Raw genomic sequence first — 13914 nt, forward strand, 5'->3', positions numbered from 1 at the left:
TTCAATCCTGGCTGCCCTGCCAGCGCCGGCGCAGATGCTCGAGCCGCTCGCGCTGCGAACCACCCACCAGGCCAGGCACTGGCCGGGCATCGGGGTGTTGCAGGCGCAGCCACAGCCAGTCATCGAGCACCGCCCGCTCGGTAAACCCCAGCGCCAGGCCCTGCTGCAAATCCCCCCAGAGCCGCTGGTAATTACATCCGGTGGAGCGGCACCATTGCCAGGCGTGACGCTCCAGCAGGCATCGTTGCAACTGGTCCTGCTGGCGGTCGCTGAGGCCGTGCTCTTTCTCCAGCGCCGCCACCGGCAGCCCCGGGTTGGACAGTTGTTGCCAACCCTGGCTGCCGATCGCCCGGTCGGCCCAGGTGCCACCAAACCAGCGCAACAAACTGATCGGGCCCAGCCAGCAACTGAGTTCTTGAGGGTCGCAACCGTCGAAGAAATAGCTGGCGATGTGCGGGTTGTAATAGCTCAACAAGGCTTTGTGATGCAGACCCAGGGTCACCGTCAGCATGCGCCGCAGATGCGCCAGCAATTGCGCAGCGGGCGATGGACTGACCAACAACAGCCCCGGCCAGGAACGTGGGTCCAGGTGACAGAGGCTGACCAACGCAGGCGAGTGGCGCAGATCCACCAGCAGCGGACCGTGCTCTCGCAGCCCATGCAGCTCGGTGTTTTCAAACAAGGCAAAGCACCGGGCCTTGGCGAACTGCGCGTGCACAAGCCGCGCAGCGCCAGGCGCACTCGGTACGTCGAGCAACAGCCATTGCGGCGTTGATCCAGACAAGGCCGCGGCATTCATCGAGCAACACCCGCGCCGCGCCGCATGAGCATACGGCAGGTGCACAGTGGCTGGGCGCAGGGGCTGAAAGGCCCGCCTTCGGGCAGCAAGCACAACAAGACCAGCGGCTCGGCATCCCGGATTGCAGACAACAGGAGCGGATCGGCAACCGACGGCCCACGCGTTTCGCCTGTGGATGACCCATCCACAACCTCTACCGAGGCAGGCGCATCCAGAAATGCACTGATCATCGGCTGATCCGGATCGCCTTCGATAAAGCTCACCAGCACCTCGGTACCGTCACTCAAGGCACCCGCCACGCCCGGGGCCAGTTCGGGTGCCAAAGGCAGCCAGCAATGACTGGGGCTGGAACCTTCGCCCTGGTAGAGCCAGTCAAACTGCACCGCCACGCGCCCCACTCCCAGCTCCGACGGCTCGTCCACCGCCACGACCCAGCCACGTTGCCGGCTCACCATGCGCGGTTTTACCGGGACCTCGTCCGGCACGAACAGCACGCCCCGGGGAATGGCCTTGAAATGATTGCCGTACACCCCCGCCTCTGCGCGGTGCTCGACCTTCGTCAGCAGCCAGCGCCGGTTCCAGTCGGCAAACGGATGGGCCGTCAGCATCAACACCTGACCACCGTGCAGGTTCATCAAGTCGCTGCGGCCCTGGGCGACCTGCTCCCCCGACACATCGGTTCGCACACTGAAGAACCGCACCGCGGCAATCGGCTCGTCGTCCGCGTAGACCGCCTTACCGGCAGGGGGAAAACTGTGCGGATTATCAGCGAACACCAGGCAATGCCCGTCCCGGGTGTGTTCGAAATGAAAGTGGATACCCGCCTGGGCGCATACGCGCTGCAGGAACTGCAGGTCCGACTCTCGATACTGGGTACAGAAATCCTGCAGTGGATAATCGCCACCCAAATCCAGGCACAGGCTGCGGCCACTGATGCCATGGGCCTTGAGCACCTGGCGAATGATCTGCGGCACCGAGCGGGCGCTGAAGACTCGCTGGCTGAAACGCTGCGCCAGGCAGGCCAGCTTCGGCCCGATACGCACCCGGCAGCCAGCGCCATGACGGTGTTGGACCAATTCATGAAGCTGACCATGAATGCCCCGGCCCGGGGCCCCGAAACTCAACCAGACGCTGCGGTACAACAGGCCCGCCAGGTCCAGGTTCGCGTCGCGCAACGACAGCTGCGCTTCATAGACGAAAGGTTCGCTGATCGCTTCGCTACCCGTGAAGGTCACGACGTCAACAGGCTCGGGCAGACCGGCTATCTCCAGACGAAAGGCTGGCGCGCTGGCTGGATCGGACATCGGCGTTTCTCTACAGGAGGGGCGGTCGGGGATTCTCGCCGAGAGCCATGGCCGAGTAGAGGGGCCAAGTACAAGTTAGGAAAGGGACTACACGAAATAAGGACATCGCCGGTTAAATGCACCGACGTGCAGAAATAACAACGGCACAAACAAAAACGCCCTCCGGGACTGTCCGAAAAAACCCGCGGCGTGCGGTGCATTTTCTGACAGCCCCGGAGGGCGGTGCCGATCAGTTAAAAGGGCGAGCCCCGCTGTAATCTTGTGGCGAGTTGAGCTGCGTAGGAGCTGTCGAGTGCAACGAGGCTGCGATCTTTCCCCAGACGCTTGAGTCCCAAGCGAAAGATCAAAAGATCGCAGCCTTCGGCAGCTCCTACAGGGCACAGCCGAGCGGGAGTAAGCTTCCCTCCCCCCCATCAAGAAGACAGATAGGACGAACGCGTCAGCCCCAGGCGCAAGGCATCGAGGAACTGGGTACGTTCGGCGGCGCTGATACGGGCGCTGGCGCACTTGTCGCGGTAGTGAGTCATCAACTCCTCCGGCGACAAGTGCACGTAGCGCAACATGTCCTCGATGGTGTCGTGGGTTTCGATACCGGCGTGGTACACGCTGCCATCGGCGTTCTGGTAGATGTTCACCGAGTCGGTGTCACCAAACAGGTTGTGCATGTCACCGAGGATTTCCTGGTAGGCGCCCACCAGGAAGATGCCCAGCAGATAGTCTTCATCCGGCTTGAGAGCGTGAACCGGCAGGCTGGTCTCGATGCTCTGCTCGTCGACGTACTGCTTGATCTTGCCGTCGGAGTCGCAGGTCAGGTCTTGCAGCACGGCGCGGCGCAGCGGCTCTTCGTCCAGGCGATGCAGCGGCAGGATCGGCAACACCTGGCCGATGGCCCAGGTATCCGGCAGGCTCTGGAACACCGAGAAGTTGCAGATGTATTTGTCGGCCAACTTGTCGTTGAGCTCATCCAGCACCTGGCGGTGCGAGCGCTGGCGCGCCTTCAACGAGTTGTGCAGGCGACGGCACACCGCGAAGTAGCACTGCTCGGCCAAGGCTTTTTCGGCCAGGGTCAGCTTGCCGTCGGCATATTGGGTCGCCACGTCGCTCATGTAGTGGGTGGCGCGCCAGTAAGTCTCGGTGACCATCTCGATATCGGTCGGGCCCAGCAGGTCAACCAGCCATTGCACGGTTTCCGGCAGTTCCTGCTTGTTGTCGATCACCGGCACGTCGTCGTTGTGTTTCTCGACGTCAGTCACCTGCACCACCAGCATGGCGTGGTGAGCGGTCAGCGAGCGGCCGCTTTCGGAGAAGATGTTCGGATGCGGCAGGCTCTGGGCATCGCAGAACTCCTTGAGCATGCCGACCACGACACCGGCGTAATCGTCCATGTCGTAGTTGATCGAACTGGCATTGCGCGAGTGCGTGCCGTCGTAGTCCACGCCCAGGCCACCGCCGACGTCGATGTGATCCACCGGCAGGCCGAGGTTGCGCAGCTCGCCGTAGTAACGGATCGCTTCCTTGAAGCCGTGCTGGTAGTCCGCCAGGTTGGCGATCTGCGAACCCATGTGGAAGTGCAGCAGGCGAATGCCCTGGTCCAGGCCGGCAGCGCGGAAACGCTCGACCACCGACAGCAGTTGCGCGGCCGACAAGCCGAACTTGGACTTCTCGCCACCGGTATCGGCCCACTTGCTCGACGCCAGGGATGACAGGCGCACGCGCAAGCCGACCTGCGGCTTGACCTTGAGCGTTGCGGCCTCTTCGATCACCAGGCCAACTTCGGACTCTTTCTCGATGACGATGAAGACGTTGTGACCGAGCTTCTGGCCCATCAGCGCCAGGCGGATGAATTCGCGGTCCTTGTAGCCGTTGCAGACAATGGTCCCGCCCTTCGGCGCCAGGGCCAGGACTGCCAGCAGCTCTGGCTTGGAACCGGCTTCCAGGCCGATGGAGACGTTCTGGGTGGCGATGATGTTCTCGATCACCGCTTCCTGCTGGTTGACCTTGATCGGATAGAGCGCGGTGTACTTGCTCTGGTATTCCAGGCGCGCGATGTTGCTGTCGAAGGCGCCGGTGAGCTGGCGCACACGGTCTTGCAGGATATCGGGGAAGCGCACCAGCAAGGGCAGCGACAGGCCGCTCTGGCGCAACTGGTCGACTTGCTCGAACAGGTCGATGGGCGAGCTGTCGGGACCGTTCGGACGGACTTCGACGCGACCGGCTTCATTGATCGCGAAATACCCGGCCCCCCAATGGCGAATCCCGTAAACACTGCGGCTGTCCGCAACTGTCCATTGGCTGCCATCGTCTTTGCGTGTGCGTCGTACGGACATCGAAGTCCCCTATAAAGAAGTCAAAATGCACCATCCGGTCGGAGGCTGGGGCAGTCTAGAGAGTGAAAATGACGAATTGCCTGTTAGCAAGGTAGACCCTGCTCCCAGCGATGAGTTTAGAAACCCGTTCAGAACAGGCTCTGTGAAAACCATGCGGGCGACCTCGAACGTGGGGTGCGGGTCAAGCCGAGGGTGGTTTTCACAGAGGCTGCTAGCCGCCGGATTTCTTTGCCTTGAAACCGTGCTTGACCAGTTCCGCCAGCAGCAGCTCGACGTGATCGCCCTGGATCTCGATGATGCCGTCTTTCAACGCGCCACCGGTGCCACAGCGTTTCTTCAACGTGGTAGCCAGTTCCTTGAGCGCGTCTTCGGCCAACGGCACGCCAGTGATCGTGGTCACCGTCTTGCCGCCGCGACCTTTGCTTTCACGGCGCACGCGCGCAATGCCGTCACCGGCAGGGATGGCGGTCTGTTTGCAGATGCAGGCATCCACCGGCTGACGGCAATCAGGACAATGACGACCGGCGTCGGTAGAAAATACCAGGCCGCCCAGGGCGGCGAAGGATGCGGCTTTTTTGGCCACCGGCAATCCTCTTGGGAGGACAAAGACTGGTCGAGGGGGAACATGCCTCGACCGCGAAACCCCACTCAGGCAGGGGCAGCGCTACTGGACCGCAGACACGGTTCAGCTTGAAAAGTCGCGCAGTGTAACGGCAAAAAGCCGACTTGCTAAGGGCCAATCAGCGCCAATTTATAGCTTCTTTGCGACGCTGCCGCCATGGACCCGCAAATAGCGTTCAAGCGCCGCCAGGGAGTCCGGGCAGTAAGGCTTGCGCTGGATTTCATCGAGCACCTGCTCGAGGGGCAGAAAACGCGCTTCGAGGACTTCTTCGGGCTGCAGGACCAGCGGGCCGTCCCACACCGCCGAGAACGCCGAGCACCACAGGCGACTGCCAGGGTCTTCGAAATAAAAATGGTCGTGGGCGGTCAGTTCAACGCCGCTCACGCCCAGCTCTTCCGCCAACTCACGGGCAGCCGATTCGGCGTAAGTCTCATCGGCCTGCACCATGCCGCCCGCCGCCACGTCCCAAAAACCCGGGTAGATGGCCTTGCTCAGGGTGCGCCGATGAACACACAGCTCACCGGACGAATTGAACAGCATGATGTAGGTCCCGCGTCCGATCAGGCCACGCTCACGCAGCTCTGAACGCACCAGGCTGCCGAGCAGGTTGTCGTGCTCATCGACCCACGCAATCAGCTCGGCATCCGAGGCCACTCGATGAGCGACCTCCCGGGGGCTTTCGCTCATGAATCAACCCTGGTTCAGCAGTTGTCGCAAGTCGATGACCGCTGCGTTGGCTCGGGAAATGTAGTTGGCCATGACCAGCGAGTGGTTCGCCAATACACCGAAGCCGCTGCCGTTGAGGATCATCGGGCTCCAGACCGGTTCCTGGGACGCTTCCAGTTCACGAATGATCTGCCGCACGCTGACCGTCGCGTTCTTTTTCGCCAGGACATCGGCGAAGTCCACTTCGATGGCGCGCAGCAGGTGCGACAACGCCCACGCCTGGCCACGGGCCTCATAGAACACGTTATCGATTTGCAGCCACGGGGTCTCGACCACCTCTTCGTCCACCTGCGGCACCTGGCCCGGGGCCGGGACTTCGGTTTTCAGCGAGGTGTTGAGCTTGACCCGGCCAACGCTGGCCGACAGGCGCTGGGACAACGAACCCAGGCGAGTGCCGACATCCCCCAGCCAGTTGTTCAGGTTGTCGGCGCGGGCGTAGAACAGTGCGCTCTTCTGGCTTGGGTCGGACAGGCGCGCCTGGTAGCGGCTCAGGGAATTGATACCTTCCTGGTACTCAGATTCGCTGGAGGGCAGCACCCAACTGCGGTTGTCGAAGTTGAAGCGCGGCTCGGCCTTGGCCAGGTCGGCGTCCTCGGCGGACTGCGACTGGGAACGGGCGAAGTCCTTGCGCAGCGCACGGCTCAGGTCGCGGACCTGCACCAGCACGCCGTATTCCCAGCTCGGCATGTTGTCCATCCACAGGCCAGGCGGGAAGCGGTCGTTGGAGATGTAGCCACCCGGCTTGCTCAGCAGGGTCCCGGCCACCGTCTTGAGCGTTTCGACCGTGGTGTAGCCCACCACCATCTGCCGGCCATCTTTCTCGGCCGCGGCCTGGGCGTTCTGCTGCACAGGGAACAGTGCGGGCTCCTGGCTCCAATACCAGCCGACGGCAATGGTCACCAGCAGGTAAAGGCCGATCAGCGTCGCCAGTGCGCGGCTGAAAAAAAGCCCACCCAGGTAGCTGCGGGTGTCCGATTTCGGCTCGGCGGCACGTTCAGGCGCGCTGCCCGCGCGGTTTTTCCAGTCCAGCATGGTGATATCCCTTCAATCACTTGAGTTCTCGGTTCGACCACAACCCTACGCCATCGTGCCTGATTTGAAACGCGATAATGCGGCGCCAATCATGCCGGGCGCGACAGGGCAATCGAACAGCACTATAAAGGAAGCGCTGCCATCGGCCTACGAGACTGGTCAGTCACAAACTGAATTTCGCGACTGGACAGAATATTGACGTATGACACTCATGCAGAGGAAAAGAGGTGCTAGCATAGAGCCACCAGTCGATCTCAGCATGCACCCTAACTAGTAGTCAGGATATGACCGAGCCAGAAGACCCCAGCCGTGAGCGCCTCAAGCACCACTTTGCCCAGCGGGTAATTCATCAGGCTCGTCAGATCCTGGAGATTTGGCAGCGCCTGCAACGCAGTGAGTGGTCAAGCACCGACCTGTCGGAGCTCAGCGAAGCCAACCTGCGCCTGCTGCGCTTTGCCGAGCGCTTCGAACAGCCCGAGCACTCCCAGTTGGCCCAAGGCATCAGCCAATCGCTGCAAGCGGTGGACGCCAATCGTGGGCGCCTGAGCAGCCACCTGATCACCGAAATCAACCGCTTGATGCAGCGCTTGTCTCGTACCGGCCTGCGCCATGGCGACCAACTCGAACACACCTTCCTGCCGCCGCTGCGCAAACCCATCTACGTGTTGCTGCAGGACCATGACCGCGCCGAGCGCCTGGCCAAGCAGTTGGAGTTCTTCGGCCTCAGCGCCCAGGCGCTGGACAGCGTCGCAGCGTTCCGCGCCTCGATGGTCGAGCGCCTGCCGGCGGCGATTGTCATGGATGTGGATTTCAGCGGCCCCGGCGCCGGCCTGAAACTGGCCGCCGAAGCCCAGGAAGGCCTGGAGCAACCGCTGCCACTGTTGTTCTTCAGTTTGTTGGAAACCGACACGCCGACACGCCTGGCCGCGGTGCGCGCCGGTGGGCAGGAATTTCTCACCGGCACCCTCGAAGCCTCGAGCCTGCTGGAAAAGATCGAAGTGCTGACCTGCGTCGCCCAGTACGATCCGTACAAAGTACTGATCATCGATGACTCCCGCGCCCAGGCCATGCATACCGAACGCCTGCTCAACAGCGCCGGCATCATCACCCGCACGCTGATCGAGCCGATCCAGGCCATGGCCGAGCTGGCGGACTTCCAGCCCGACCTGATCATCCTCGACATGTACATGCCGGCCTGCACCGGCACGGAACTGGCCAAGGTGATACGCCACAATGACCGCTACGTCAGCGTGCCGATCATCTACCTGTCCGCCGAAGACGACCTGGACAAGCAACTCGATGCCATGAGCGAAGGCGGCGACGACTTCCTGACCAAACCGATCAAGCCCCGGCACCTGATCACCACGGTGCGCAACCGTGCCGCCCGGGCGCGCAACCTCAAGGCGCGGATGGTGCGCGACAGCCTCACCGGCCTGTACAACCACACCCATATCCTGCAACTGCTCGAGGATTGCAGCTTCCGCGCTCGCCGCGAAGGCAAGCCCCTGAGCTTTGCCATGCTCGACATCGACCATTTCAAACGGGTCAATGACAGCCACGGCCACCCCATGGGCGACCGCGTGATCAAGAGCCTGGCGCTGTTTCTCAAGCAGCGCCTGCGCAAGACCGACTTCATCGGCCGTTACGGTGGCGAAGAGTTCGCCATCGTCATGCCCGACACCGACATCGACGCCGCCTGCAAGGTGCTGGATGAGATTCGCCAACGCTTTGCCGAAATCCACTACCCGGCCCAGCCCCATGATTTGTGGTGCACCTTCAGCGCCGGCGTGGTGGAAATGAGCCATGATTTCGACAGCCTGATGATGGCCAGCCAGGCGGACGAAGCGCTGTACCGCGCCAAGCATGCCGGGCGCAACCGGGTGCAGAGCGCCCGCCAATCAAAGCAAAGTGCCACCTTTTCATCGGAATCGACCGATTCGGTCATAAACTTGTAACGCAAACGCAATAACTTCAGGCACTTACGATTCTGCCCCTGGTAGACCCTTGATGCGCCTGAAGCTGCTGACCAATCTCAACACCCTTCTTTTAGTTGCCGTGTGCCTGGGCCTTGGGGCCACGCTGTGGTGGTCGCAAATTGCCCTGGAGCGACCCTATCTGCTGATGGAGCGCTACCTGGGATTGTCGCGGCAGTTCCAGGGCGAAGTGGCGCGCAACATCGAGGACTACCTGGCCAGCGGCGACGCCTTGCGCCTGAGTGCTGCCACCCAGGCCCTGGAGACCCTGCAAAAAGACCTCGATCAATTCCCCCCGACACTGGCCAAGCCCCTGCGCCCGAGCCTGTCGAACCTCGATGGCTTCAGCAAGACCGATCTGCTGGCCGCCGGTAAACTGGCCGGCGATCCGCAGGCCTTGCTGCTGCAGGCCGAGCGTGAACTGAGCGCCAGCCTCGACCAACTGGCCCAATACGCCAATGGCGCCCCGGCCTACTTGCCCGCGCTGTTTGCCGCGTCGCAGCACCTGGGCCGCTTATCCCTCACGCGGGACAAACTGGTCAGCAGTGGCCGCAGCGAGTTGGCCGCCGACGTCGAGCGGGAACTGGCGAGCATCCGTGTCGAGGCCGAACGCCTCGACAGCCTGCCACTGCTGGGCGTCACCGCCAGCAGCGAATCAGGCAGCGATGATTTCGCCGCGCTGATGGGTTTGGAAACCCAGGAAAAAACCGCCGCCGAAGACGCTGGCATCGCCCTCAAGCGCGAACTCAACAGCCTGCTCGGTCGTTACCCGGCAGAATTGGCCCGCACCCGTGAACTGATCCAGAAACGCACCGAACTGAGCAGCGCCACGCACCTGAAAATCGCCGATGTGCAACAGGCAATCGATGCCATGGAGCCGGCGGTACGGGCCCAGCATGGGCAGATCCAGGGAGAGGTTCGCTTGATCCAGGGGGTGATGATTGGCCTGATCCTGCTGATCGCGCTGCTCATCGACACCTTGCAGCGGCGCCTGGCGCGCACCTTGACGCACCTAGCGCCAGCCCTGTCGACTTGGGCCGAGGGCGACTTCAGCCGTGATATCCACGTAGGCGCCAGTAACCGCGAATTGCAAGACATCGAGGCTTCGCTCAATCGTCTGCGCGCTTACCTGGTGGACCTGGTGGGCACCATTCGGGTGAACGCCGAACAGGTCGCGGGTAGCAGCCGGACCCTGGCCGAACTGAGCGGCGAGCTGCACAGTGGTGCGGAGGATCAGGCCGACGATACGGCGCTGATCCGCGACTCCCTCAGCGAACTGGAAGCGACGATCCAGCAAGTGGCCGGCGATGCCAGCCAGGCCGCAGACGCCAGCCGCAGCGCCGGGCATGCGGTGGAACAAGGGCAGAAAGTCATCGGCCTGAGCCTCACAGGCCTGCATGCGCTGGTGGGAGAAGTACAAGGCAACGCGCAGATGATCGAGCAACTGGCCGAGGAGTCGGCCACCATCGGTGGTGTGCTGACGGTGATTCGCTCGATTGCCGACCAGACCAATCTGCTGGCCCTCAACGCCGCCATCGAAGCCGCGCGCGCCGGGGAAATGGGCCGGGGATTCGCGGTGGTGGCCGAGGAAGTCCGCTCCCTGGCCCAACGCACGGCCGGCGCCACCGCCGAAATCCAGACGCTGATCGCCCGTCTGCAACAGGCCGCACGCCAATCGGTGGACGGCATGCGCGCCCAGGTCGAACACGCCGAAGCCACCGCCAACCAGGCGCAAGCGGCCGACGGCGCGCTGGATGAGATCGTCGGCGCCATCCAGACCATCGCCGACACGGCGGTACGCATTGCCGACGTCACCGCCCAACAAAGCGGCGCCGTCAGCGAAATCCGCGATCACAGCGAGCGGATTCACCAACTGGGCGGCGACAACCTGCTGCGCATCGGCCAGGGGCGCGAACAAGGCGACAACCTGTTGGTCCTCGGCGGGCGGTTGCATACGGCAGTACAGGCGTTTCGGGTTTAGACCTCAGATCCAGTGTGGGAGCGAGCTTGCTCGCGATAGCGCTGGGTCAGCTTGCATCGATGTTGAATGTACCGCCGTCATCGCGAGCAAGCTCGCTCCCGCATTGATTCGGGGGGACTCGGGAACTGATGTTCACCGCAGATTCCCTGTGGGAGCGAGCTTGCTCGCGAAAGCGCCGGGTCAGCTTGCATCGATGTTGAATGTACCGCCGCCATCGCGAGCAGGCTCGCTCCCACACTGGATATTCGGTAGGCATAAATTGTGTGTTCACCACAAATCCATGTGGGAGCGAGCTTGCTCGCGAAAGCGCCGGGTCAGCTTGCATCGATGTTGAATGTACCGCCGTCATCGCGAGCAAGCTCGCTCCCACACTGGATCTTCAGCAGGCTTAAATTTTGTGCTCACCACAAATCCCTGTGGGAGCGAGCTTGCTCGCGATAGCGCTGGGTCAGCTTGCATCGATGTTGAATGTACCGCCGCCATCGCGAGCAGGCTCGCTCCCACACTGGATATTCAGTAGGCATAAATTGTGTGTTCACCACAAATCCCTGTGGGAGCGAGCTTGCTCGCGATAGCGATGGGTCAGCTTGCATCGCTGTTGAATGTGCCGCCGTCTTCGCGAGCAAGCTCGCTCCCACAGGGGTTCGGCTCCAACCGTATGACTGGATCAGGGACCCGGGTCACAAATTTCGCGCAAACATCGGTCATCGTGCTGGCTATTGCAGAGAACTGGACAGTCACAAAGGCTTTGCGGCATAGTCGCCAGGTTCTGATACCTGCTCACAGATAACAAGGAACAGCAGATGGCGACCCTATTGGTCCTGCACGGACCCAACCTGAACCTGCTGGGCACCCGTGAACCGGGCGTCTACGGCGCCGTGACACTGGCGCAGATCAACCAGGACCTGGAGCAGCGGGCCCGCAACGCCGGCCATCATTTGCTCTATCTGCAAAGCAACGCCGAATATGAATTGATCGACCGTATCCATGCCGCGCGTGGCGAAGGCGTGGACTTCATTTTGATCAATCCAGCAGCTTTTACACACTCAAGCGTCGCATTACGTGACGCGCTGCTGGCGGTGAGCATCCCATTCATCGAAGTGCATTTGTCCAACGTGCACAAACGCGAACCTTTCCGCCATCACTCCTACTTCTCGGATGTAGCAGTGGGAGTGATCTGCGGCCTTGGCGCCAGCGGTTACCGGCTGGCCTTGGAGGCCGCCCTAGAGCAGCTTGAAAAACAGGCAACAGCTTGAAAACAAGCGTTAAGCGCCCCTGACCGACCCTTGGGAGTTGATGATTCATGGATATCCGTAAAGTTAAGAAATTGATCGAATTGCTGGAAGAGTCCGGCATCGACGAGCTTGAGATCAAGGAAGGCGAAGAGTCCGTACGCATCAGCCGCCACAGCAAGACCCCGGCCCAGCAGTTCTATGCACCGGCACCGATGCATGCTCCAGCCGCCGCGCCTGCTCCAGCAGCAGCGCCGGTTGCCGCAGCAGCGCCAGCCGCACCGGCTGCGCCAGTGCTCAACGGCACTGTCGCCCGTTCGCCAATGGTGGGCACGTTCTATCGCAAGTCTTCGCCATCCTCGCCGTCCTTCGTTGAAGTCGGCCAGACCGTGAAGAAAGGCGACACCCTGTGCATCGTCGAAGCCATGAAGATGATGAACCACATCGAAGCTGAAACCAGCGGTGTGATCGAATCCATCCTCGTCGAAGACGGCCAGCCGGTTGAGTACGACCAACCGCTGTTCACCATCGTTTGAACCGCGGAGAGCCTTTGATGACTGCGAAGTTGGAAAAAGTTCTGATCGCTAACCGCGGTGAGATCGCCCTGCGGATTCTGCGTGCCTGCAAAGAGATGGGCATCAAGACCGTCGCCGTTTACTCCAAGGCCGACAAAGAACTGATGCACCTGGGCCTGGCGGACGAATCCGTCTGCATCGGTCCGGCGTCGGCTGCGCACTCCTACCTGCACATCCCGGCGATCATCGCCGCTGCCGAAGTGACCGGCGCCACCGCCATTCACCCTGGCTACGGCTTCCTGGCGGAAAACGCCGACTTCGCCGAACAGGTCGAAAATTCCGGTTTTGCCTTCATTGGCCCGAAAGCCGACACCATCCGCCTGATGGGCGACAAGGTCTCGGCCAAGCACGCCATGATCGCGGCCGGTGTGCCGACCGTTCCGGGTTCCGACGGCCCGCTGCCTGAAGACGAAGAAACCGCTTTGCGCATCGGTCGCGAAGTTGGTTATCCGGTGATCATCAAGGCCGCTGGCGGCGGCGGTGGTCGCGGCATGCGCGTGGTACACAAGGAAGAAGACCTGATTTCCTCGGCGAAACTGACCCGCTCCGAAGCTGGCGCGGCGTTTGGCAACCCGATGGTCTACCTGGAAAAATTCCTGACCAACCCACGTCACGTCGAAGTCCAGGTGCTGTCCGACGGCCAGGGCCATGCGATCCATCTGGGCGACCGCGATTGCTCGCTGCAACGTCGTCACCAGAAAGTCCTCGAAGAAGCGCCGGCACCGGGCATCGACGAGCAGGCTCGCGAGGAAGTCCTGGCGCGTTGCGTCAAGGCCTGCATCGACATCGGCTATCGCGGCGCCGGTACCTTCGAGTTCCTGTACGAGAACGGTCGTTTCTACTTCATCGAAATGAACACCCGTGTTCAGGTGGAGCACCCGGTTTCGGAAATGGTCACCGGTATCGACATCGTCAAGGAGATGCTCAGCATCGCCGCCGGCAACAAGCTGTCGTTCACCCAGGATGACGTGGTCATCCGCGGTCACTCGCTGGAATGCCGGATCAACGCCGAAGACCCGAAAACCTTCATGCCAAGCCCAGGCACGGTCAAGCATTTCCATGCCCCGGGCGGCAATGGCGTTCGCGTCGATTCGCACCTGTACAGCGGTTATGCCGTTCCGCCGAACTACGATTCGTTGATCGGCAAGCTGATCACCTACGGGGCGACCCGTGATGAAGCCATGGCGCGCATGCGCAATGCGCTGGACGAAATCGTGGTAGACGGGATCAAGACCAACATCCCGCTGCACCGCGACCTCGTACGTGACGAAGGCTTCTGCAAAGGCGGCGTCAACATCCATTACCTGGAACACAAGCTGGGCAACCAGCACTGATGCTTCAAG

Annotated in this window: 11 protein-coding genes; 5 read left to right on the forward strand and 6 right to left on the reverse strand. The window is 61.9% G+C overall.

From position 1 onward, the window contains the following. Position 1 precedes the first annotated feature (1 nt). From AB4Z20_RS23640 to AB4Z20_RS23665, 6 genes are all read right to left on the reverse strand, one after another. Positions 2-799, reverse strand: a complete 798-nt coding sequence (locus AB4Z20_RS23640; protein WP_253471373.1) for a DUF4123 domain-containing protein — start codon at positions 797-799, stop codon at positions 2-4. After that, entirely contained in the window at positions 796-2103 is a 1308-nt protein-coding gene (locus AB4Z20_RS23645) for a type VI secretion system Vgr family protein (RefSeq protein WP_253471371.1), read from the reverse strand. Before AB4Z20_RS23645 ends, AB4Z20_RS23640 begins: the two co-directional genes overlap by 4 nt. 413 nt (positions 2104-2516) lie before the next feature. After that, a complete protein-coding gene (speA, locus tag AB4Z20_RS23650) occupies positions 2517-4430 on the reverse strand; it encodes an arginine decarboxylase (protein ID WP_014336393.1) in 1914 nt (637 codons plus the stop codon). 211 nt (positions 4431-4641) lie between these two features. Further along, complete coding sequence (locus AB4Z20_RS23655) at positions 4642-5013, reverse strand: translation initiation factor Sui1 (RefSeq protein ID WP_003197435.1); 372 nt, start codon at positions 5011-5013, stop codon at positions 4642-4644. A 168-nt stretch (positions 5014-5181) separates the two neighbouring features. Next, complete coding sequence (locus AB4Z20_RS23660; RefSeq protein ID WP_024617882.1) at positions 5182-5739, reverse strand: NUDIX hydrolase; 558 nt, start codon at positions 5737-5739, stop codon at positions 5182-5184. Positions 5740-5742: 3 nt separating this feature from the next. Beyond that, on the reverse strand, positions 5743-6810 hold the full coding sequence (locus AB4Z20_RS23665; protein WP_003197431.1) for a DUF2333 family protein: 1068 nt from the start codon (positions 6808-6810) through the stop codon (positions 5743-5745). Between the two features lie 284 nt (positions 6811-7094). On the opposite strand from AB4Z20_RS23665, the gene AB4Z20_RS23670 reads away from it, so the two are divergent. The 5 genes from AB4Z20_RS23670 to accC all read left to right on the forward strand — a co-directional run bounded on the left by AB4Z20_RS23670 (position 7095) and on the right by accC (position 13905). After that, on the forward strand, positions 7095-8765 hold the full coding sequence (locus AB4Z20_RS23670) for a diguanylate cyclase (RefSeq protein ID WP_253471369.1): 1671 nt from the start codon (positions 7095-7097) through the stop codon (positions 8763-8765). A gap of 955 nt (positions 8766-9720) precedes the next feature. Next, positions 9721-10764, forward strand: a complete 1044-nt coding sequence (locus AB4Z20_RS23675) for a methyl-accepting chemotaxis protein (RefSeq protein ID WP_442090690.1) — start codon at positions 9721-9723, stop codon at positions 10762-10764. 803 nt (positions 10765-11567) lie between these two features. Further along, on the forward strand, positions 11568-12020 hold the full coding sequence (gene aroQ, locus AB4Z20_RS23680; RefSeq protein WP_442090684.1) for a type II 3-dehydroquinate dehydratase: 453 nt from the start codon (positions 11568-11570) through the stop codon (positions 12018-12020). A gap of 47 nt (positions 12021-12067) precedes the next feature. Further along, on the forward strand, positions 12068-12532 hold the full coding sequence (accB, locus tag AB4Z20_RS23685; RefSeq protein ID WP_018605714.1) for an acetyl-CoA carboxylase biotin carboxyl carrier protein: 465 nt from the start codon (positions 12068-12070) through the stop codon (positions 12530-12532). A gap of 17 nt (positions 12533-12549) precedes the next feature. After that, positions 12550-13905 carry an acetyl-CoA carboxylase biotin carboxylase subunit gene (gene accC / locus AB4Z20_RS23690; protein ID WP_018605713.1) on the forward strand — a complete coding sequence of 452 codons (1356 nt, stop codon included), beginning with the start codon at positions 12550-12552 and terminating at the stop codon, positions 13903-13905. Positions 13906-13914 lie beyond the last annotated feature (9 nt).

The organism is Pseudomonas sp. KB_12, assembly GCF_052114545.1.
Classification (GTDB): Bacteria; Pseudomonadota; Gammaproteobacteria; order Pseudomonadales; family Pseudomonadaceae; genus Aquipseudomonas; species Aquipseudomonas brassicacearum.

Excerpts from the sequence above, each read along its gene's own strand:
- AB4Z20_RS23640 (WP_253471373.1), bottom strand. The coding sequence starts at position 799 with ATGAATGCCGCGGCCTTGTCTGGATCAACGCCGCAATGGCTGTTGCTC.
- AB4Z20_RS23645 (WP_253471371.1), bottom strand. The coding sequence starts at position 2,103 with ATGTCCGATCCAGCCAGCGCGCCAGCCTTTCGTCTGGAGATAGCCGGT.
- speA (WP_014336393.1), bottom strand. The coding sequence starts at position 4,430 with ATGTCCGTACGACGCACACGCAAAGACGATGGCAGCCAATGGACAGTT.
- AB4Z20_RS23660 (WP_024617882.1), bottom strand. The coding sequence starts at position 5,739 with ATGAGCGAAAGCCCCCGGGAGGTCGCTCATCGAGTGGCCTCGGATGCC.
- AB4Z20_RS23665 (WP_003197431.1), bottom strand. The coding sequence starts at position 6,810 with ATGCTGGACTGGAAAAACCGCGCGGGCAGCGCGCCTGAACGTGCCGCC.
- AB4Z20_RS23670 (WP_253471369.1), top strand. The coding sequence starts at position 7,095 with ATGACCGAGCCAGAAGACCCCAGCCGTGAGCGCCTCAAGCACCACTTT.
- AB4Z20_RS23675 (WP_442090690.1), top strand. The coding sequence starts at position 9,721 with ATGATTGGCCTGATCCTGCTGATCGCGCTGCTCATCGACACCTTGCAG.
- aroQ (WP_442090684.1), top strand. The coding sequence starts at position 11,568 with ATGGCGACCCTATTGGTCCTGCACGGACCCAACCTGAACCTGCTGGGC.
- accB (WP_018605714.1), top strand. The coding sequence starts at position 12,068 with ATGGATATCCGTAAAGTTAAGAAATTGATCGAATTGCTGGAAGAGTCC.
- accC (WP_018605713.1), top strand. The coding sequence starts at position 12,550 with ATGACTGCGAAGTTGGAAAAAGTTCTGATCGCTAACCGCGGTGAGATC.